This is a genomic window from Herbaspirillum huttiense, from assembly GCF_047300815.1.
Classification (GTDB): Bacteria; Pseudomonadota; Gammaproteobacteria; order Burkholderiales; family Burkholderiaceae_D; genus Herbaspirillum; species Herbaspirillum huttiense_A.
Genome location: NZ_CP178608.1, coordinates 4,877,247 through 4,896,635, shown reverse-complemented (window position 1 = coordinate 4,896,635; position 19,389 = coordinate 4,877,247). Strand labels below are relative to the sequence as shown.

Below are 19,389 nucleotides of genomic sequence, written 5' to 3'. Positions count from 1 at the left end.
GGGCTCACCTCAACACAACAACAAGTATTCGCAGATGACTTTCGATTCTTCTCCCATTGCCGCCATCGCCACCGCACCCGGACGCGGGGGCATCGGCGTGGTCCGCATTTCCGGCAAGAACCTGGCCCCGGTGATCCGCGCCGTCTGCGGCCGCGACAGCCTGGCGCCACGTCACGCCACCTATCTGCCCTTCCTCAACGAAGACGGCAGCCCGATTGACCAGGGCCTGGCGATCCACTTCCCGGCCCCGCATTCCTACACCGGCGAGGATGTGCTGGAACTGCAGGGCCACGGCGGCCCGGTGGTGATGCAGATGCTGCTGGCGCGCTGCGTGCAGGCGGGTCACGAGATCGGCCTGCGCCTGGCTGAGCCGGGCGAATTCACCCAGCGCGCCTTCTTGAACGACAAGATCGACCTGGCCCAGGCCGAGGCCGTGGCCGACCTGATCGAAGCAACCACCGAGGCGGCGGCCAAGTCGGCCTCCGAATCGCTCTCGGGTGCGTTCTCCAAGGTGATCCACGAGCTGGTGGACCAGGTCACGCGCCTGCGCATGCTGGTGGAGGCGACGCTGGACTTCCCCGAGGAAGAAATCGATTTCCTCAAACAGAGCGACGCGCGCGGCCAGCTGACCACCATCCGCAGCACGCTGGAAGAGGTGTTCAAGCATGCTGCGCAAGGGGCCTTGCTGCGTGATGGCCTGAATGCGGTGCTGGCCGGCAAGCCCAACGTGGGCAAGTCTTCTCTGCTCAACGTGCTGGCCGGATCGGATGTGGCCATCGTCACGCCGATCGCCGGCACGACCCGCGACAAGGTGACGCAGACGATACAAATCGAAGGCATGCCGCTCAACATCATCGATACGGCCGGCATTCGCGAGGCCGGTGAAGATGGCAGCGGTCCGGACGAAGTCGAGCGCATCGGCATCGAGCGCACCTGGGCTGAGGTTGCCAAGGCGGACGTGATCCTGCACATGCTGGATGCGGACCGTGGCCCGACGCTCGAAGATGAAAAGATCACCGCGCGCTTCCCCGAAAACGTGCCCATCATCCGCATCTGGAACAAGATCGACCGTTCGGGTCACAAGCCGGCGGTGGATCCGATGCCTGACGCCACGCACGTCTATCTGTCGGCCGCCGAGGGGCAGGGCGTGGACCTGCTGCGTGCGGAACTGCTGCGCATTGCCGGCTGGCAGCAGACGGTGGAATCGCGCTACCTCGCGCGCGAGCGGCATTTGCTGGCACTGAAGGCGGCCGATGAGCACCTGGCCCATGCGGCGGCGCATGCGGCGCTGGACAATGAGGCTGGCGAGCATGCACTGGATCTGTTTGCGGAAGAGCTGCGACTGGCGCAGGAGCGCTTGTCCAGCATCACGGGCAAGTTCACGCCGGATGATTTGCTGGGGGTGATTTTCTCGCGCTTCTGTATCGGGAAATGAACCGGATGCGGCGTAAAGCCGCGACGGCTGTGGATGACCGGGAAAACGCCATTCCTGACAGTTTCCCCACAGTCCACTGCTCAATTGCAACGGATGTTACAGCGTGTAAAAACGTTGGAGGCGCGAGAGGGCCATCGTTATTCTGAAGTTCCTCCCCCTCCAATTCATCACCCCTGAGAATTGGATTTAACCCGCCGCCGCAAGGTGCGCGGGTTTTTTTATGGCTGCGCGGCGGGCTCAGCAGGAAAGAGGCGGCGCTGCTAAGATGCCTGCTGCCTGAATTCATCCACCTTCATCAACACAGGAAAAGAGCATGTCCGCCAATCCGCGCAACGCCGACCATCCCATCGATCCGCAATTCCTGAACCGCTGGTCCCCGCGCGCCTTCAACGGCGCCGAGATCTCCGAAGAGACCGTCCTGACCTTCCTCGAAGCCGCCCGCTGGGCGCCCTCGGCCTACAATGCGCAGCCCTGGCGCTTCGTCTATGCACGCCGTGGTACGCCCGCGTGGGACAGCCTGCTTGGCCTGTTGAATGAATTCAACCGTTCTTGGGCGGCTACTGCATCGGCCCTGTTCGTGGTGCTGTCGCGTACCGTGATGGTGCCGCCGGGTGCGACCGAGGCGGTGCCTGCGCCGACCCATTCCTTCGACACCGGTTCGGCCTGGGGTTACCTGGCGCTGCAGGCGTCGCTGTCCGGCTGGCATGCACATGGCATGGCCGGCTTTGACAAGGACAAGGCCCGTACCGAGCTCAACGTCCCGGCCGAGTTCTCGGTGGAGGCGATGGTGGTGGTGGGCAAGCTGGGTGACAAGTCCATCCTGCCGGAAGGCCTGCAGGCACGTGAAGTGCCGAGCCCGCGTGAGCCGCTGTCCAAGCTGGCGTTTGAGGGCAAGTTCAAGGCTTGATGCCGGGCCGTAAAATATTTCGCAATTATTTTTAAAAAGGGCTGGCTTTTTGAAAAAGCCTCTCCTATAATAGCGATCTTTCAGCAAGCAACGACAGCTGAAACGGTTTTAGGAGTGGTAGTTCAGTTGGTTAGAATACCGGCCTGTCACGCCGGGGGTCGCGGGTTCGAGCCCCGTCCGCTCCGCCAAATAAAACGCCCCGTTCGCAAGAACGGGGCGTTTTTGTTTTTGCGCAGCAAAAACCTGCGGAGCGGAGGGAGCCGCCTGCGCGGCTCCCGGCGGGGCGAGAAGGGAATCGCTTGCAAGCGATTCCGCGGCCTGCGCTTGTGTAGGAGAGCCCCGTCCGCTCCGCCAAATAAAACGCCTCATTCGAAAGAATGGGGCGTTTTTGTTTTTGCGGATTCTTTCCGGATTGTTTACCTAAAGTTAAAAAAAGCCGATGCACCCCAAGATGCATCGGCTTCCTTATACAGCCAGCAGCTAGCAGCCAGCAGGGCCAATCAACCCTTGCCCTTGCTCCCCGACAACTGCTCCACCACCTGCCTCGGCGCTTCAGCATAGTGCTTGAACTCCATCGAGTAAGTCGCGCGCCCCTGCGAGAGCGAACGCAGCGTGGTCGAGTAGCCGAACATTTCCGACAGCGGGACTTCAGCACGCACCAGCTTGCCGCCGCCCACCATGTCTTCCATGCCCTGCACCATCCCGCGCCGTGAGGACAGGTCGCCCATCACGTTGCCCATGAATTCCTCGGGCGTTTCCACCTCGACCTGCATCATCGGCTCCAGCAGCATTGGACCCGCACGCTTCATCGCTTCCTTGAAGGCCATGGAGCCGGCCATGCGGAAGGCGTTCTCGTTGGAGTCCACATCGTGGTACGAACCGAAGGTCAGCGTGGCCTTTACGTCCACCACCGGATAACCCGCCAGCACGCCCGCCTTCAGCGACTCCTGGATGCCCTTGTCGACGGCCGGAATGAATTCGCGCGGGACCACGCCACCCTTGATGGCATCGACGAATTCATAGCCCTTGCCGGCCGGCTGAGGCTCCAGCTTGATGACCACATGGCCATACTGCCCGCGTCCGCCGGACTGCTTGACGAACTTGCCTTCCACATCTTCCACGCCCTTGCGGATCGCTTCGCGGTAAGCCACCTGCGGCTTGCCGACCGTGGCCTCGACGTTGAACTCGCGCTTCATCCGGTCCACCAGGATTTCCAGGTGCAGCTCGCCCATGCCCGACATGATGGTCTGGCCCGATTCCTCATCGGTATGCACGCGGAAGGACGGGTCCTCCTGCGCCAGGCGGTTCAGGGCGATGCCCATCTTTTCCTGGTCGGCCTTGGTCTTCGGTTCCACCGCCTGCGAGATCACCGGCTCAGGGAAGATCATGCGTTCCAGGATGATGGGATGTTCCGGATCCGACAGCGTGTCACCGGTGGTCACATCCTTCAGGCCCACGGCGGCTGCGATGTCGCCCGCAAACACTTCCTTGATTTCCTTGCGCTCGTTGGCGTGCATCTGCAGGATGCGGCCCAGGCGTTCCTTCTTGCCCTTGACCGGGTTGTAGACCGTGTCGCCCGAATTGACGATGCCGGAATACACGCGGAAGAAGGTCAGCTGCCCCACGAAGGGATCGGTCATGATCTTGAAGGCCAGCGCCGAGAACGGTTCCTCGTCCGAAGGATGGCGCTCGATCTCGCTGTCGTCCTCGGCGTGGCCCGCAATGGCGGGCACATCGATGGGCGAGGGCAGGTAATCGATCACCGCATCCAGCATGGCCTGCACGCCCTTGTTCTTGAAGGCGCTGCCGGCCAGCATCGGTACGATCTCGTTGGCCACCGTGCGCAGGCGCAGGCCGCGCTTGATGTCGTCCTCAGTCAGGGGATTGCCGGAGAGATACTTCTCCAGCAGTTCCTCATTGGCCTCGGCCGCCTGCTCGACCATCAGGTCACGCCAGTGGCGTGCGGTGTCCTCCAGCTCCAGCGGGATGTCTTCATACTTGAACAGCACGCCCTGGCTGGCTTCGTCCCAGATGATGGCCTTCATCTTGACCAGGTCGATCACGCCCGAGAAATGGTCTTCCGCGCCCACCGGAATCTGGATGGGAACGGCTTTGCCCTTCAGGCGCTCTTCGATCTGCTTCTGCACGCGGAAGAAATCCGCACCGATGCGATCCATCTTGTTGACGAAGGCAATGCGCGGCACCTTGTACTTGTTGGCCTGGCGCCAGACAGTCTCGGACTGCGGCTGCACGCCGCCCACCGAGTCGTACACCATCACCGCGCCATCGAGCACGCGCATGGAACGCTCCACCTCGATGGTGAAGTCCACGTGGCCCGGGGTATCGATGATGTTGATGCGATGCTCGGGATAATTGCCGGCCATGCCCTTCCAGAAAGCCGTGGTGGCTGCCGAGGTAATGGTGATGCCGCGTTCCTGCTCCTGCTCCATCCAGTCCATGGTGGCCGCACCGTTATGCACTTCACCGATCTTGTGGTTCACACCCGTATAAAAAAGAATGCGCTCGGTGGTCGTGGTCTTGCCCGCGTCGATATGCGCGCTGATACCGATGTTGCGGTAGTTTTCTATTCGGGTCTTGCGGCTCATGGCATGTCCTTTCGATGGGTGCCGTCAAATGCTTGCTTCAGTATGGGTTCAAGCGTTGAATGTAGATGGATCGGATGACAGGTATTGCTCGCTACGCACTTATTTATGTAACGAGCATTAGATAATAGGAATGTCCTGGTCAAACTTCAAGGGCTGGTGAATTATTTTTGTAACCCTGATTAAAATAAACTACACTGCCTGGCAACACCATTACCGCCAGGGGTAATACCCCGCAAAGGATACCGATGATAAAGACCCGAGGCCGCCCGCGCAGCTTCGACCGCGACCAGGCGCTGCAGCAGGCCATGCAGGTGTTCTGGAGCAAGGGCTACGAAGGCACCACCATGGCCGACCTGACCGAGGCCATCGGGGTGAAGGCGCCCAGCCTCTATGCGGCCTTCGGCGACAAGGATGCGCTCTTTCGCCAGGCCGTGGAGGTTTATTCGCGCACCGTCAGTGCCGAGCCGCTGCGCCTGTTGCAGGCCGGCAAGGGCATTCGTGCTGACCTGCAAGCCATGCTGCGCGCCAGCGTGCGCATGTATTCGGGCAAGACGACGGTACCGGGCTTGCCGGCGGGAAAGGGGTGTATGGTCGTGATTTCAGCCATCAACTGTGCGCCCGAGAACAGCCAGCACAGTGATGCGCTCTCGCAACGCCGCCACAAGCGCCGCAACGAAATCCGCGCGCGCCTGCTGCAGGCCCAGCGCGAAGGCGAGATCCGGGCCGATGCCGATGTCACCGCGCTCGGGGATTTCTACACCAGCTTCCTCAATGGCCTGGCCTTGGGTGCGCGCGATGGGGTTTCCACGGCACGGCTGGCGGCCACGCTGGCGCCTGCAATGTTGCCCCTGGAGCAGGTGCTGGTCTCGCGCGGTACGCTGGACTGAGGCACATCAGCACATCAGCACATCAGCGCATCAGCACATCAGCGCGCCAGCGGCAACAGCAGGTCGGCCGAGAAATCGGCGCAGCGCGCCACCAGGGCATGCATCTGCTCGATCAGGGGGCGCGAATCGCCGCGCCGCCAATGGAAGGAATACGTCATCGCGCCCAGCGGGACATCCCCGCGCAGCAGGGCCAGCTTCTTCTGCCGCACCAGCTTCTGCGCCCAGCTCTGCGGCAGCATGCCCACGCCTACTCCCGCCATCAGCAGACCGGTCACCGCACCCCAGTTGTTGCAGCTCAGCCGCTCCACCCCGGCGATATCCTGCGCCAGCAGCCAGTCATCGATGAGCCGCGTGGTGCCGGCCGAGGCCGGCAGGGCGATGATGGGGCAGCCCTGTTGCAGCAAAGTGGCCAAGCCGGTACGCGGCTTGCGCACGGCCGGGGCGCAGGCCCACACGAAGGGCACCTGCGAGACTGCCTGCGCCAGCAGCATCTGGCGCGAGGAGCGTCCCGCCACGATGGCGAAATCCAGTTCGCCGTTTTCCACCTTTTCCTGCAGGACGCTGCCCACATCCACATAGGGTTCCAGGACCAGTTGCGGATGCAGGCGGCGCGCCTGCGCCACGAAACCGGCCAGCCAGGTCAGGGCACTGAGTTCGCCCACGCCGAAGCGGCAATGCCCGGCCAGTCCATGCGGGGCGCTACCGGCTGAAAAGGAACTGCGGATGGCGGCGGCCTCGTCCAGCAGCGCCAGCGCCTGCGGCATGAGCTGGCGTCCTGCATCGGTGAGCAGGGCGCGATGGCCGCTGCGGTCGAACAGCACCACCCCCAGCGACTGTTCCAGTTCGTGCAGGCGCTTGGAGAGCGAAGAGATGGAGACATTGATGCGCTGCGCGGCAATGGCGAAATTGGCGCAGGTCGCGGCCCAGTAGAAGGCTTCCAGTTGTTTCAGGGTCATGGCGGGCAGGCATCCTGTTCGCTTTATGGAAACATCATTCTATCGATAATTTCGCTTTTCATTGAAGAGATCCTCCCCAAGAATCTCGCCACGGCGATTGCTTTTTCGTCCGCATCAGATCAACCGACAACGACAACATGAAGAGACCCCAGCGTTACGCCATCATCGGCGGCGGCATCAATGGCCTGGCCGTCGCACGCCAGCTGCTGCTGGACCGCCCGGATATCCACGTCACCGTCTTCGAGAAGGAGGCGGCCGTTGCCCGGCACCAGTCCAGCCACAATTCCGGCGTGGTGCATGCCGGCCTCTACTACGAACCGGGCGGGCTCAAGGCCACCCTGTGCCGGCGTGGCGTGGCCCTGCTCAAGGACTATTGCCAGCAGAATGCCTTGCCCTATGACGAATGCGGCAAGGTGGTGGTGGCGCTCACCCCGGATGAACTGCCGCGCCTGGACGCCATCCACCGCAAGGCCGTGGCCAATGGGGTACCGGATGTGGAGATGATCGATGCCGGCCGCCTGCGCGAGATCGAGCCCAACTGTGTCGGCCTGCGGGCGCTGTATTCGCCGCGCACGGCCATCGTCAGCTATGGCCAGATTGCAGAGCGCATGGCGCAGGAGATCGAGCAACGCGGCGGCACCATTGTGCTCAATGCCGCGGTGTGCCGCATTGCCGAGCGGGGCGAGCAGGTGCAGGTCGAACTGCAGGACGGGCAGGTGCATCCCGAACTGTTCGATGCGGCCATCGCCTGCAGCGGCCTGCAGTCGGATCGCCTGGCACAGCAGTCGGGCGATGCGGCCACGCCGCGTATCGTGCCTTTCTTCGGGCAGTACTATGTCATCGACGAGCGTTACAAGTCGCACGTCAAGGGCCTGATTTATCCGGTGCCCGATCCGCGCTTTCCCTTTTTGGGGGTGCATTTCACCAAACGCATCGACGGCCAGATGACCATCGGGCCCAATGCTTTCCTCTCGCTGGGCCGCGAGAATTACAGCGGAACTGAGGCCAGCCTGCGCGACATTGCCAATGCACTGGCCTATCCAGGCCTGTGGAAATTTGGTGCCCGCAACATACCGGCCATGCTGCGCGAACTCAAGACCGTGCTGAGCGAAAAGGTCTTCGTGCGCGAAGCCGCCCGCTACGTGCCCTCGCTGGCCGATGTGGCGGTCACGCCGGCGGTGCGCGGTATCCGCGCGCAGGCGATGGAGCGTGATGGCCGCCTGGTCGATGACTTCGTGATCCGCCAGAGCCGCCGCGTCACGCACATCCGCAACGCACCTTCGCCGGGCGCGACGTCGTCGCTGGCTATTGGCGAGCACATCGTTCGCAATCTGATTCATCCGTAATACCCCGGCGCTGGCCTTGCCCCGGCAAGCAGATCCATGGCGGCAAGCCAGGCGCTCCCGCATCCGAAGAAAAAACACAAGGAAGAGACGCAATGAAAGCACCGCAAGCAGAAACACCCCAGCAAGAACGCACCCGGCTGCGCAAGGTCGCCGCCGCGACTATCGTGGGATCGATGCTGGAATGGTATGACTTCTATCTCTACGCGACGATGGCCTCGATCGTCTTCAGCAAGATCTTCTTCGACCACAGCGATCCGGCCACGGCGTCGCTGCAGGCGTTCGCCACCTTTGCCATCGGCTTCGTGGCGCGTCCCATCGGCGGCATCTTCTTCGGCTACCTGGGCGACCGCATCGGCCGCAAGCGCATGCTCTTCATCACCTTCTGCCTGATGGGGCTATGTACTACGGCCATCGGCCTCATTCCCGGTTACGCCACCATTGGCGTGTGGGCAGCGCTGCTGCTGGTGGCCATCCGCATCGTGCAGGGCCTGGGTGCGGGAGCGGAGCTGGCCGGTGCCGCCGTGACCTCCTACGAGCATGCCGCCGCCGACCGCAAGGGCCGCCAGGGCGCCTGGCCGGCACTGGGTTTGAACCTGGGACTGCTGCTGTCGTCGCTGACGGTGTACCTGCTCACGCTGGGCGGCGATGCTTTCCTGTTGGCCGGTGGCTGGCGCATTCCCTTCATCCTCAGTTTCCTGCTGGTACTGGTGGGTCTGTGGGTGCGCCGCAGCCTGCCGGAGACGCCCGAATACAGCCATGCCCAGGACAGCCCGGCGCAGCCGCGCCAGCCCATCCGCGAAGTCTTCACTACCCAGATCAGGGGGCTGGCTGTGGTGTTTTTCCTGGCGGTCGGCTACAACGCGCTGAGCTACATCTTCAAGACGTTCTCGCTGGCCTACCTGACCCAGTTCAAGGGCGTCTCGGCGCATGTCACCTCGCTCTCGGTGACGCTGGCCAGCCTGGTGGCGATCGTGGCCGTGCCGCTGTTCGGCTGGCTGTGCGACCGTTACAGCAGCCAGCGCGTGCTCATGACCGGCGGCCTGCTCTCGGCACTGTTCGCCTACCCCTTCATGGCCTTGCTGGCCACGGGGCAGAGCATGGCCATCTACTGCGCCGTCATCATCGCTACCGGCCTGCTGGCGCCGATGATGTTCGCCCCGCAGGGCTCCTTCCTGAGCCGCCAGTTTCCGGTGCAGAGCCGCTCCACCGGCGTGGGTACCGGCCGCGAGATCGGTACGGCCCTTGCCGGTGGCCTGGCGCCGCTGTGGGCACTGGCGATGGTGGCCCAGTCGGCCACCCATTCCACGCTGGGCGTGACGCTGATCCTGGCCTGCTCGGGCGTGCTGGTGGCGGTGGCGACCCTGTTCGACCAGGGCTATCGCTTCAGTGGTCACAAGAATTGAGGCGGGCATGAAAAAAACGCCGCGACGGTCAGCCCGTCACGGCGTTTTCATTCGTACTGGCGCGGTGCAGGTCGCCGCTCAGGCCGCACGGGCCAGGGTTCCGTCGTTTTCCTTCAGTTGGCCGCCCAGCGCCTCGACCAGGGCGGCCAGCAGCTTGGCCAATTCTCCGGTCATCAGCATGAAGTCGCCATCGAAGCGTTCATCGTCGTTCTTCCCGGCGATCTCGCTGTCTTCCTTGAGCACGTCCAGCGGCGCAATGCGCTTGACCGACAGGTTCTCGGTCAGCACGAAGGACACCTTGTCGGCCCAGGTCAGCGCCAGGCGCGTGCACTGCTTGCCGGCTTCGATGTGGCGACGGATGTCGTCGGCTTCCAGCGTGTGGCGCACGTAGCGCACCGTGGCCTTGCTTTCGGCGGTGGAGCGCAGCTCGGTATCCTGGTCCACGGTGAAACCGTTGGGCGCTTCGTCGCTGGCCAGCCAGTCGGTCATGGCCGCTGCCGGCGACATGACGGTACGCAGCGTTTCCAGCGGGAACTTGGGGATGGCCTTGAACAGCAGCTTCAGGACTTCCTCGGCCTTGGAGGGCGAGCCGGCATCGACCAGCAGCCAGCCATTGACCGGATCGATCCAGACCCAGGTGCTGCGCACCACCGAGAAGGCGCGCGGCAGCAGTTCGTCGGTGACCTGTTCCTTCAATTCCTTGGTCTGCTTGCGGCCCGGCGGGAAACCCTGCTGCTCTTCCAGCTCGGCGGCACGGGCCTTGGTGACCTGGTTGATGACGGTCGAGGGCAGCAGTTTCTTCTCGGTATCGAGTTTCAAGAGCAGCTGGCGGTTGACCACATGCACCAGTTTTTCATTGTTGCGCGGCGGCACCCAGCCCTGGCTCTGCATGTCCAGGCTGGAGCAGGCGGTGAAGGCCTGCGGCGCGAGATGGGATTCGAGTTCGTCGGCATTGATCGCCCACGGTGCGGGCAAACGGTAGATCTGGAGATTCTTGAACCACATAGGTTTCCGGAGCAGGGCAAAGAGGGAAAGGGGGAGATTTTACACGCCCGTCCCGCCGCAAGCGATGTCGGATTGTCCACGCTTGCAGTTAAATTTTCCATGGCCGGGCTTGCCGCAGAGTACGTCAGAAAAACGCACAAATAGTTCGCCGGAAAAGTGATCAGCCGCCGAACGGCAACTCCGCCTGCAGCGCCTGCGCCGCTGAGGCCAGCTCATCCTTGCGCGAGAGCGCACCCACGCGTACACCGAGCAGACGCAGCTTCTTTTCCAGCGGCACGCGCTTCAGACATTCGCCCGCCGCCTGGCGGATGGTAGCGGCGTCCCCGGTAGGTGCGGGCAGCGTGACATCGCGCGTCACCCCCTGGAAATCGGCATATTTCAACTTGATGCCGATGGTGCGGCCGACATAGCCCTTGCGCTCCAGGTCCCCGGCCAGCTTCACGCACAGGGCGGTGAAGATTTCCGAAAGTTGCGCGCGGTCGGCACGCGCATGCAGGTCGCGTTCGAAGGTGGTTTCCCGGCTGATGGATTTGGGTTCGGAATACGTCTGTACCGGGCGATCATCAACGCCCTGCGCCACGCGTCCCAGCCACTCCGAATAACTGCGTCCGAAATGCGCCCGCAGCATTTCAGGCGAGGCGCGTGCCAGGTCGGCCACGGTGTCGATACCCAAGGCTGCCAGCTTCTCGGCGGCCTTCGGCCCGATGCCGTTGATCTTGCGCGCCGGCAGCGGCCAGATGCGGCGCTCGATGTCCTCGGGCGTGAGGATGGTGAGCCCGTCGGGTTTGTCCAGTTCGGAAGAGATCTTGGCCAGCATCTTGTTGGGCGCCACACCGACGGAGCAGGTCAGCGCCGTAGCGGCATGCACCGCATCCTTGATCTGGCGCGCAATCTCATGCGCGGTATCGGGCCACGCAGAAAGATCGATATAGATTTCATCGATGCCGCGATCCTCGACCAGCGGCGCGATGCTGCGCACCGCTTCCTTGAACAGGCGCGAATACTTGCGATAGGCCTCGAAGTCGGTCGGCAGCAGGATGGCCTCCGGTGCCAGCTGCGCTGCCTTCATGATGCCCATGGCCGAGAACACGCCCAGCGCACGTGCCTCGTAGGTGGAGGTGGTGACCACGCCGCGCCCGGCGTAATCGCGCATGCGGAAATACTGGCGCGTGCCGTCGGGCAGTTCCACCGGCCGCGTGGCCGAACCGCCGCCGATGACCACCGCCTGGCCGCGCAGGTCGGGATAGCGCAGCAATTCCACCGAGGCATAGAAAGCATCCATGTCGAGGTGGGCGATGCGGCGTTCGTTGGCCATGGTGGTGCGGGCAGCGAAGAAAAAGCGGAAGCGGAAGTGGAAGCGGCGCGATCAGTAATGCGGCGGCTTCTCGTTGGCGGCGGCGCGGTCCTGGCTGGTGTCGGACAGTTCCTTGAAGCGCTTGGCCAGGGCATGCAGCAGCATGTCCAGTTCCTCGATCTTCTTTTCCTGGCGATAGACGGTCTGGTTCAGTTCGTCCAGCAGGTGTTCCTGATGGGCGAGCTTCATTTCCAGGTCGATGAGGCGGTCGTCTTGGGTCACTTGTGTTGTTCCTTGGAAGAGTTGCCGAGGCTGGTGGCACGGTCATCGCTGATGAGCCAATGCAGGGCGCCAGCCGCAGCGGCGTGGCCGGTGGCAAAGCAGGCGGTGAGCAGATAGCCGCCGGTGGGCGCTTCCCAGTCCAGCATCTCGCCGGCGCAGAACACGCCCGGCAGGGCACGCAGCATCAGCGCATCATCGAGCGCCTCGAAGCTGACGCCACCGGCGCTGCTGATGGCTTCGGCGATGGGGCGCGTGCGCAGCACCGTCAGCGGCAGGGCCTTGATGGCGCGCGCCAGCTTGCCCATGTCGGCGAAGTCGTCCTTGCTCACCAGCTCGCGCAGCAGTCCTGCCTTCACGCCCTTGAGATGCAGGCGGCTTTGCAGGTGGCTGGAGAGCGAACGCGCACCACGCGGATGGGCCAGTTCGGCTTCCACTTTTTCCAGCGGCCAGTCGGGCAGCAGGTCCAGGTAGAGGCGCGCCGAGCCTTCTGCGGCGATGGTGTCGCGCAAGGCCGAGGACATGGCATAGACCAGGCTGCCTTCAATACCCTCGGCGGTGATGATGAATTCGCCCCGGCGATTTTGCACGCCGCCGCTGGGCAGTGCCGTGCTGGCCACCACCGGCTTGACCGGTTCGCCCGCGAAGCGACTGCGGAAATGTTCGCTCCAGTCCAGCTCGAAGCCGCAGTTGGAAGGCAGCAGCGGTGCGACCTCCACCTGGCGGTCTTGCAGCAGCGGCACCCAGCTGCCATCCGAACCCAGGCGCGGCCAGCTGGCCCCGCCCAGGGCCAGCACCACGACATCGGCTTGGACATCGGTGTGGCCGTCAGGATGGGCAAAGCGCAGCGCCCCGTCCTCTTGCCAGCCCAGCCAGCGATGGCGCATGTGGAAGCGCACGCCGGCTTCGCGCAGGCGGTGCAGCCAGGCGCGCAAGAGCGGCGCGGCCTTCATCTCTCGCGGGAAGACGCGGCCCGAGCTGCCCACGAAGGTCTCGATGCCCAGGCCGTGTATCCATGCGCGCAACTGGTCGGCGTCGAAGCGGCGCACGAAGGGCGCGACCTGTTCACGGCGATGGCCATAGCGCGGCAGGAAGTCGGGTTGCGGTTCGGAGTGCGTGATGTTCATGCCGCCGCGTCCGGCCAGCAGGAATTTGCGGCCGGCCGAGGGCATAGCGTCGTAGACGTCCACGGTGGCGCCTTGTGCGGCCAGGACTTCAGCGGCCATCAGGCCGGCCGGACCGGCGCCGATCACGGCCACGCGGCGGCTGCCGGGAGCGAGTTGGGGAAGAGTGTGCATCGATGTCATGCGCGGCATGATACCGCCCGCTTGCGAGCAGCGCACGCGCTTCCCGCTGATCGCTGCGGATCAGCGGGAAAAAAGACGCTCAGCGGCGATGCGGTGCGCTGTACTTGTTTTCCAGACGGGCCACCACCAGCGCCAGGCAGATGGTCATGGAGAAATACAGGATGGAGATGGTGATATACGGCTCCCAATAGCGGGCATAGGTGCCCGCCACGGTACGCGCGGCATAGGCCAGTTCGGCCAGGCCGATGGCCGAGACCAGCGAGGAATCCTTCAACAGCGTGATGGCTTCGTTGCCCAGCGGCGGCAGCATGCGGCGAAACGCCTGCGGCAGCACCACGTAGCGCATCGTGAGCCCGTAGTTCATGCCCAGGCTGGCGGCGGCATAGGATTGGCCGCGTTCGATGGATTGGATGCCGGCGCGGAAGATTTCCGAGATGTAGGCCCCCGCATTGAGCGAGAGCGCGACCGTGCCGGAGAGGAAGGCGCCGTAGTCCTGCTTGATGGTGCGCGCCAGTTCGCCGGTGATGAAGAGGCCATGTTCCTGTTGCACCAGGAGCGGCATCACCGCGAAGTGGATCAGCATGATCTGCACGAACAGCGGCGTGCCACGGAAGAAGGCGACGTAGAAGCTGGCCAGCCAGCGCAGCAGCTTCAGCGGCCACTTCCAGGGGCCGTGCTGGACGTCGGCCAGGCGCAGCAGGCCCACCAGCAAGCCGATGACGGTACCGATCATGATACTGATCAGCGACACCTGCAAGGTCATGAGGACGCCCTTGGCGAACAGCGGCGCGTAGCCTTGGATTATGCTCCAGCGGAAATCCATGTCGGACTCGATTGGTGGTTGAAATCGGGAAAGGAACAAAACGGGGACGGCGGCCCGGGCCGCCGTCTTGTTGCCGGATCAGGCAGTCATGCAGTCATGCAGTCATGCACTTGTGCACTCATGCAGTCCTCTGCTCCTGCAGAGGTCGGCAGGAGCAGCGGGACAGCCTGCGGGCTTACTTGCCGAAGTATTGTGCGCTGATGGCGGCGAAGCTGCCATCGGCCTTCATTTCGGCCAGGCCCTTGTTGATCTTGGCCAGCAGTTCCGGATCATCCTTGCGCACGGCGATGCCGTAGTCTTCCTTGGGGAAGTCCGGATCGGTGACGGTACGCAGCTTGCTGTTGGGGTTGTTGGCGATATAGTTCTTGACCACCGGTTCATCGGCCACGACGGCGTCGACGCCACCGCTTTCCAGTTCCTTCAGGGCCAGCGGGGTGGAGTCGAAGCGCTTGATCTTGGCGCTGTTCTTGCCCAGCACCTGCTGCACCAGTTCGTCGCCGGAGGTGGCGCTCTGGGTACCGACGGTCAGGGGCTTCAAGTCATCCATCTTGCTGACCTTGGTATTGGCGGCTGGCAGGGCGATGGTCTGGGTGGCCACGAAGTAGGGCTCGGAGAAGGCCACCGACTTCTTGCGTTCATCGGTGATGGTGATGGCCGAGATCAGCAGGTCGCGGTCGCCTTGTGCCAGGAAGTTGAAGAAGCCTTCGAAGGGCGTGGGCACGAACTTGACTTCGATGCCGATCTTCTTGGCCAGGGCCTTCATGACGTCGATGTCGAAACCGACCACGTTCTTCTGTTCGTTTTCCGAGGAGAAGGGGGCGTAGGCCGATTCCACGCCGACCACGTAGACGCGCGCGGCTGCGGCTTGCGGCGCGGGGGCGGCGGCGCTCTTGTCTTCTTGCTTGCCGCAGGCGGCCAGGCCCAGCATGCCGACGAAGCCGGCGGTCAGCGCCAGCGTACGGGCGTGGCGGGAGAACATCTTGATCATTGCTTGATTTCCTTGTCTGGAATGGTTTGGGGCAACAGGGGCAGACGAGCGGGTAGCGCGGCGGGCAGTGTTGCCTGGGTGAAACTCGGGGATTTTTTTGCAGGCGGCATTGTAAACCGCGATGCGGCCAGGCGCTCATTTCGAGATCAAATCGCACAATGGATGTGCGTGATATCGACATTTTCGCCACGCTTCAGGCGTGAATGCCTCGTGCGACTCAACTTCCTTCCGGCGTCGCACGCGGCTTCTGCAACAGCGCCTTCAAATTGGCCAGCCGCGCCTGCGGCGTGATCTTCTCGCTCTCCTGCGGCACCGCCTCGCCTTCATCCAGGCGCATCTCCTTGACGAAGCGCGAGATCTGGCATTCGATCACTTCCTTGGCGCGCTTGCGGCGCTTGCACCAGGACAGGTGCAGCGAACGCTGCGCCCGGGTGATGCCCACATACATCAGGCGGCGCTCCTCTTCCACGCGCGCAGCAGCAGCCTCGGGCGGGGTGTCGGGGTCGCCCTTGTGCGGCAGGATGCCTTCCTCCACGCCCACCAGGAACACGTGCGGAAACTCCAGTCCCTTGGACGCATGCAAGGTCGACATGCGCACCGCATCCTGCTCTTCGTCGCGCCCTTCGAGCATGCTCATGAGCGCCACCATTTGCGTGATCTCCAGCAGGTTCTTCTCTTCACCCTCGCCGTCGCGCCCGCCACAGGCACGCTCCTTCAACCAGTTGATGAAGTCCACCACGTTCTGCCAGCGTGCCTGCGCCGCGCGTTCCTCGAAGCTGTCGTAGAGGTAGAACTCGTAGTTGATCGCCTCCATCATGTCGTCCAGCACCTTGCCCGCCTCTTCGCCGCTGCCGGACGGACCCGGCCGCGTGGCGCGCGATTCCAGCGCATTGATGAAGTCGCAGAACTTGCGCAGCGGCAGCAGCTGGCGGTCGGTCAGCTTGTCTTCCAGCCCGCCCTTGTAGACCGCCTCGAACAGCGAACACTGCCACTGCCCGGCCAGCGTGCCCAGCACTTCCAGGGTCGCCTGGCCCACGCCACGGCGCGGCGTGGTAACGGCGCGGATGAAGGCCGGGTCATCGTCCTGGTTGGCGATCAGGCGCAGGTAGGCAATGATGTCCTTGATCTCGGCACGGTCGAAGTAACTCTGCCCGCCCGACATCACGTAGGGGATGCGTTCGCGCCGCAAGGATTTTTCCAGGATGCGCGCCTGGTGGTTGCCCCGATACAGGATGGCGTAATCGGCAAACTTGGCGCGCCGCTCGAAGCGGTGCGCCGAGAGCGTGATGGCGATCTGGTCGGCTTCGGCTTCTTCATCATCCATCGCCATGACCGTGATCGGATCGCCCAGCCCGTGCTCGGACCACAAGGTCTTGTCGAACAGCTTGGGATTGTTGGAAATGACCGCGTTGGCCGCCTGCAGGATGCGCGTGCTGGAACGATAGTTCTGCTCCAGCTTGATGAGGTGCAGGTTGGGAAAATCCACGCCCAGGAGTTTCAGGTTCTCGATGGTCGCGCCGCGCCAGGCATAGATGGCCTGGTCGTCGTCGCCCACGGCGGTAAACATCGGCTTCTTGCCCACGCCGGTCACCAGCAGCTTGACCAGTTCGTACTGGCAGGTGTTGGTGTCCTGGTATTCGTCGATCAACAGGTAGCGCAGCTTGCGCTGCCAGCGGTCGCGCACTTCCTCGTTGCTGCGGAACAGCTCCACCGGCAGGCGGATCAGGTCATCGAAATCGACGGCTTGGTAAGCCTTGAGGGTGGCCACATAGCTGCGGTAGATGCGCGCGGCCTGGGCTTCGTCTTCGGTGCGGGCATTCTTCTCGGCCAGCTCGGGATCGACCAGGCCATTCTTCCACAAGGAAATGCAATTCTGGATGCCGCGGATGATGGCCTTGTCGGTGGTGACCGCCAGTTCTTGCACGAGGGAAAAACAATCGTCGCTGTCCATGATTGAAAAGCGGTCCTTCAACCCCAGATGTTTGGACTCCTGCCGCAGGATCTTCACGCCCAGCGAATGGAAGGTCGAGACCGTGAGGTGCTTGGCCTGCTTGGGGTCCTTGAGCAGCTTGGCGATGCGCTCCTGCATTTCCAGCGCAGCCTTGTTGGTGAAGGTGAGCGCGGCGATGTTGCGCGATTCGTAGCCGCAATTCTCGATCAGGTGCGCGATCTTCTGCGTGATCACGCGGGTCTTGCCCGAACCGGCACCGGCCAGCACCAGGCAGGGCCCGGCCATGTAGTGGACGGCTTCGCTTTGCGGCTTGTTCAGGCCGAAGGAGGGTGCGGACATACGGAGGCGATCGGCGTGGGCAGGAGAAGAAACGAGGCGCCATTGTAGCAGCCCGCCCGACCGGCCCGGCTGCGCCTGTGGGACAATGCCCGCATTGCCGGCGGCAACAACAACACGAGAGCAACCATGAAATTCAACCATCTCATCCAGATCAACGATCCGACGAATCCGCTGATCGATTCCCTGACCCGCGAGCAGCTCTGGCGCGGCCTGGTCCTGCGTGCGGAGTCGCCGCGCCTGTTCATGCCGCACCTGGACGACTGCCGCCTCTCCGACAAGAGCCTCGACAGCGTGCGCCGCGAGTTGCGCTATGGCGAGCTGGTCATCATCGACAAGGTCACTTACCTGCCGCAGATCCAGGTGCTCTATGACGTGCCCGCGCAGGGCGAGATCCCGGCCTCGCGCATGAGCATGACCATCGAGGAGCCGCAGGCCGATGTGCTCTTCGTGCGTTTCGAGTATGACGATGGCAAGCCCGAGGATGTCACCGGCGAAGAAGCCTTCTATGACAACTTCCGCCGCTCGGCCTACCAGGAAGCCGATATCGATACGGTGCGCATCATCCGCGAACTGACCCAGCGCGGGGAGCTGCATTGAGGAAACTGAATCAGCTTGCCCGTTGAGTCAGTTTTCCTGATGTAACAAAAAAGGCGCGCTCCCTGTGGAGCGCGCCTTTTTGCTTGATGAGGTGCAGTCCGACTCAGGCCAGCAAGCGTCCCAATGCACCGTTGACCAGGGCACCGCCAATCACCAGCCACGCAAACAGCACCGCACCGAGGATCATGGGCTTGATGCCCGCACTGCGCAGCGCCGAGAGGTGGGTGGACAAGCCCAGGGCCGCCATGGCCATGGCCAGCATCAGCGTATCGGCCTGCAGCACCAGCTGGTTGATGGCGGCCGGCAGCGGGAAGAAGGAGTTGAACACCACCACACCGATGAAGGCGAAGGCGAACCAGGGAATGGACAGCTTGCGGTGCTGGTGCTGGTGTCCAGTGACGGAGGGCGCCGCCTTCATCGACAGCATCAGCAGGAAGGGCGCCAGCATCATCACGCGGACCATCTTGGTGATCACCGCCACATCGGCCGTGTGCTGGTCGATGGAGCGTGCAGCGGCCAGCACCTGCGCCACTTCATGGACGGTGGAACCGATGTAGACGCCGAAGTCCGGCAGGCGCAGGCCCCATACCGGTTCGGCTTGCAGCGTGTAGAGCAGCGGATAGAGGAAGATCGCCAGCGACCCGAAGATGACCACGGTCGAGACCGCCACGGTGACCTGCTCGCTGCGGGCGCGCAGCACCGGTTCAGTGGCCATCACGGCCGCCGCACCGCAGATCGAACTGCCGGCACCGATCAGGAGCGCGGCGTCGCGATCCAGCTTCAGCAACTTGGTGCCGACCAGCCAGGCCAGGCCGAAGGTGGAGAGCAGCATGGCCGCATCGATCACCACACCGGCCACGCCGACGTGGGCGATGTCCTGGAAGGTCAGGCGGAATCCGTAGAGGATGATGCCGGCACGCAGCAGCGTCTGCTTGGAAAAGCGCACGCCCTCGCCGCAATACGCGCCCAGGCGCGGATAGACGGTATTGCCGATCACGATGCCCAGCACGATGGCGACAGTCAGGGCCGAGAAGCCGTGATTCTGCAGCCAGCCGATATTGCCCAGGCTCATGGCCGCCCAGGCGACGGCGCCGGAAAGCGCCAGTCCGGCGGCGGCCGGCGGCAGGGAGGAGGTCTGGATGGCGGTACGCATGGGGCTCTCCACGAAAGGTGTGCTGTCGATGGAGTGCACTTTACGCGCCGCGCTTATAAAAGAAAAACGCGTTATTTTGCTAATATCTACCTGTTGAACAGGTAGATGGGCGG

At 63.3% G+C, this 19,389-nt stretch carries 16 protein-coding genes and 1 tRNA gene; 7 read left to right on the top strand and 10 right to left on the bottom strand.

The annotated features are described in order from the left end of the window. The first annotated feature begins 34 nt into the window (after positions 1-34). The 3 genes from mnmE (at position 35) to ACLRDN_RS22405 (ending at position 2,530) form a co-directional block, all read left to right on the top strand. Positions 35-1,435 carry a tRNA uridine-5-carboxymethylaminomethyl(34) synthesis GTPase MnmE gene (gene mnmE, locus ACLRDN_RS22415; RefSeq protein ID WP_413458067.1) on the top strand — a complete coding sequence of 467 codons (1,401 nt, stop codon included), beginning with the start codon at positions 35-37 and terminating at the stop codon, positions 1,433-1,435. 313 nt (positions 1,436-1,748) lie between these two features. Then, on the top strand, positions 1,749-2,342 hold the full coding sequence (locus ACLRDN_RS22410) for a nitroreductase family protein (protein WP_413458066.1): 594 nt from the start codon (positions 1,749-1,751) through the stop codon (positions 2,340-2,342). Positions 2,343-2,453: 111 nt separating this feature from the next. Further along, a tRNA-Asp gene (locus ACLRDN_RS22405) sits at positions 2,454-2,530 on the top strand. Between the two features lie 312 nt (positions 2,531-2,842). Here ACLRDN_RS22405 and fusA read toward each other — a convergent pair. Next, positions 2,843-4,948 carry an elongation factor G gene (gene fusA / locus ACLRDN_RS22400; protein WP_413458065.1) on the bottom strand — a complete coding sequence of 702 codons (2,106 nt, stop codon included), beginning with the start codon at positions 4,946-4,948 and terminating at the stop codon, positions 2,843-2,845. Positions 4,949-5,193: 245 nt separating this feature from the next. Here fusA and ACLRDN_RS22395 point away from each other — a divergent pair, with 245 nt between their 5' ends. Further along, complete coding sequence (locus ACLRDN_RS22395) at positions 5,194-5,835, top strand: TetR/AcrR family transcriptional regulator (RefSeq protein ID WP_413458064.1); 642 nt, start codon at positions 5,194-5,196, stop codon at positions 5,833-5,835. Positions 5,836-5,873: 38 nt separating this feature from the next. Here the strand turns inward: ACLRDN_RS22395 and ACLRDN_RS22390 are convergent, their stop codons facing one another. Further along, on the bottom strand, positions 5,874-6,791 hold the full coding sequence (locus ACLRDN_RS22390; protein ID WP_413458063.1) for a LysR family transcriptional regulator: 918 nt from the start codon (positions 6,789-6,791) through the stop codon (positions 5,874-5,876). Positions 6,792-6,928: 137 nt separating this feature from the next. Between ACLRDN_RS22390 and lhgO the strand changes: the two genes are divergently transcribed. Both lhgO and ACLRDN_RS22380 read left to right on the top strand, forming a co-directional pair. Then, on the top strand, positions 6,929-8,137 hold the full coding sequence (lhgO, locus tag ACLRDN_RS22385) for an L-2-hydroxyglutarate oxidase (RefSeq protein ID WP_413458062.1): 1,209 nt from the start codon (positions 6,929-6,931) through the stop codon (positions 8,135-8,137). Between the two features lie 92 nt (positions 8,138-8,229). Beyond that, positions 8,230-9,540: an MFS transporter gene (locus ACLRDN_RS22380; protein WP_413458061.1), complete on the top strand. Its 1,311-nt coding sequence runs from the start codon at positions 8,230-8,232 to the stop codon at positions 9,538-9,540. Positions 9,541-9,618: 78 nt separating this feature from the next. On the opposite strand, the gene ACLRDN_RS22375 is transcribed toward ACLRDN_RS22380, so the two are convergent. From ACLRDN_RS22375 to ACLRDN_RS22345, 7 genes are all read right to left on the bottom strand, one after another. Continuing rightward, a complete protein-coding gene (locus tag ACLRDN_RS22375; protein WP_413458060.1) occupies positions 9,619-10,545 on the bottom strand; it encodes a recombination-associated protein RdgC in 927 nt (308 codons plus the stop codon). Positions 10,546-10,705: 160 nt separating this feature from the next. Next, the gene (gene dinB, locus ACLRDN_RS22370) at positions 10,706-11,860 is read right to left on the bottom strand and encodes a DNA polymerase IV (protein WP_413458059.1); all 1,155 of its coding nucleotides are present in this window, start codon (positions 11,858-11,860) and stop codon (positions 10,706-10,708) included. Between the two features lie 51 nt (positions 11,861-11,911). Then, the gene (locus tag ACLRDN_RS22365; protein WP_083859453.1) at positions 11,912-12,121 is read right to left on the bottom strand and encodes a SlyX family protein; all 210 of its coding nucleotides are present in this window, start codon (positions 12,119-12,121) and stop codon (positions 11,912-11,914) included. Continuing rightward, the gene (locus tag ACLRDN_RS22360) at positions 12,118-13,416 is read right to left on the bottom strand and encodes a TIGR03862 family flavoprotein (protein ID WP_413458058.1); all 1,299 of its coding nucleotides are present in this window, start codon (positions 13,414-13,416) and stop codon (positions 12,118-12,120) included. The genes ACLRDN_RS22365 and ACLRDN_RS22360 overlap by 4 nt, the downstream gene beginning before the upstream one ends. Before the next feature lie 88 nt (positions 13,417-13,504). Continuing rightward, on the bottom strand, positions 13,505-14,248 hold the full coding sequence (locus ACLRDN_RS22355) for an amino acid ABC transporter permease (protein ID WP_413458057.1): 744 nt from the start codon (positions 14,246-14,248) through the stop codon (positions 13,505-13,507). Positions 14,249-14,423: 175 nt separating this feature from the next. Beyond that, positions 14,424-15,236 (bottom strand): basic amino acid ABC transporter substrate-binding protein, encoded by an 813-nt coding sequence (locus ACLRDN_RS22350; protein ID WP_413458056.1) that lies wholly within the window; start codon positions 15,234-15,236, stop codon positions 14,424-14,426. Positions 15,237-15,453: 217 nt separating this feature from the next. Beyond that, positions 15,454-17,526 carry a UvrD-helicase domain-containing protein gene (locus ACLRDN_RS22345; RefSeq protein ID WP_413458055.1) on the bottom strand — a complete coding sequence of 691 codons (2,073 nt, stop codon included), beginning with the start codon at positions 17,524-17,526 and terminating at the stop codon, positions 15,454-15,456. A 126-nt stretch (positions 17,527-17,652) separates the two neighbouring features. Here ACLRDN_RS22345 and ACLRDN_RS22340 point away from each other — a divergent pair, with 126 nt between their 5' ends. Beyond that, positions 17,653-18,123 carry an SRPBCC family protein gene (locus ACLRDN_RS22340; RefSeq protein ID WP_088755096.1) on the top strand — a complete coding sequence of 157 codons (471 nt, stop codon included), beginning with the start codon at positions 17,653-17,655 and terminating at the stop codon, positions 18,121-18,123. Between the two features lie 103 nt (positions 18,124-18,226). Here the strand turns inward: ACLRDN_RS22340 and ACLRDN_RS22335 are convergent, their stop codons facing one another. Next, positions 18,227-19,276 carry a YeiH family protein gene (locus ACLRDN_RS22335; protein WP_413458054.1) on the bottom strand — a complete coding sequence of 350 codons (1,050 nt, stop codon included), beginning with the start codon at positions 19,274-19,276 and terminating at the stop codon, positions 18,227-18,229. Between the last annotated feature and the right edge of the window lie 113 nt (positions 19,277-19,389).

Excerpts from the sequence above, each read along its gene's own strand:
- mnmE (WP_413458067.1), top strand. The coding sequence starts at position 35 with ATGACTTTCGATTCTTCTCCCATTGCCGCCATCGCCACCGCACCCGGA.
- ACLRDN_RS22410 (WP_413458066.1), top strand. The coding sequence starts at position 1,749 with ATGTCCGCCAATCCGCGCAACGCCGACCATCCCATCGATCCGCAATTC.
- fusA (WP_413458065.1), bottom strand. The coding sequence starts at position 4,948 with ATGAGCCGCAAGACCCGAATAGAAAACTACCGCAACATCGGTATCAGC.
- ACLRDN_RS22395 (WP_413458064.1), top strand. The coding sequence starts at position 5,194 with ATGATAAAGACCCGAGGCCGCCCGCGCAGCTTCGACCGCGACCAGGCG.
- ACLRDN_RS22390 (WP_413458063.1), bottom strand. The coding sequence starts at position 6,791 with ATGACCCTGAAACAACTGGAAGCCTTCTACTGGGCCGCGACCTGCGCC.
- lhgO (WP_413458062.1), top strand. The coding sequence starts at position 6,929 with ATGAAGAGACCCCAGCGTTACGCCATCATCGGCGGCGGCATCAATGGC.
- ACLRDN_RS22380 (WP_413458061.1), top strand. The coding sequence starts at position 8,230 with ATGAAAGCACCGCAAGCAGAAACACCCCAGCAAGAACGCACCCGGCTG.
- ACLRDN_RS22375 (WP_413458060.1), bottom strand. The coding sequence starts at position 10,545 with ATGTGGTTCAAGAATCTCCAGATCTACCGTTTGCCCGCACCGTGGGCG.
- dinB (WP_413458059.1), bottom strand. The coding sequence starts at position 11,860 with ATGGCCAACGAACGCCGCATCGCCCACCTCGACATGGATGCTTTCTAT.
- ACLRDN_RS22360 (WP_413458058.1), bottom strand. The coding sequence starts at position 13,416 with ATGCACACTCTTCCCCAACTCGCTCCCGGCAGCCGCCGCGTGGCCGTG.
- ACLRDN_RS22355 (WP_413458057.1), bottom strand. The coding sequence starts at position 14,248 with ATGGATTTCCGCTGGAGCATAATCCAAGGCTACGCGCCGCTGTTCGCC.
- ACLRDN_RS22350 (WP_413458056.1), bottom strand. The coding sequence starts at position 15,236 with ATGATCAAGATGTTCTCCCGCCACGCCCGTACGCTGGCGCTGACCGCC.
- ACLRDN_RS22345 (WP_413458055.1), bottom strand. The coding sequence starts at position 17,526 with ATGTCCGCACCCTCCTTCGGCCTGAACAAGCCGCAAAGCGAAGCCGTC.
- ACLRDN_RS22340 (WP_088755096.1), top strand. The coding sequence starts at position 17,653 with ATGAAATTCAACCATCTCATCCAGATCAACGATCCGACGAATCCGCTG.
- ACLRDN_RS22335 (WP_413458054.1), bottom strand. The coding sequence starts at position 19,276 with ATGCGTACCGCCATCCAGACCTCCTCCCTGCCGCCGGCCGCCGCCGGA.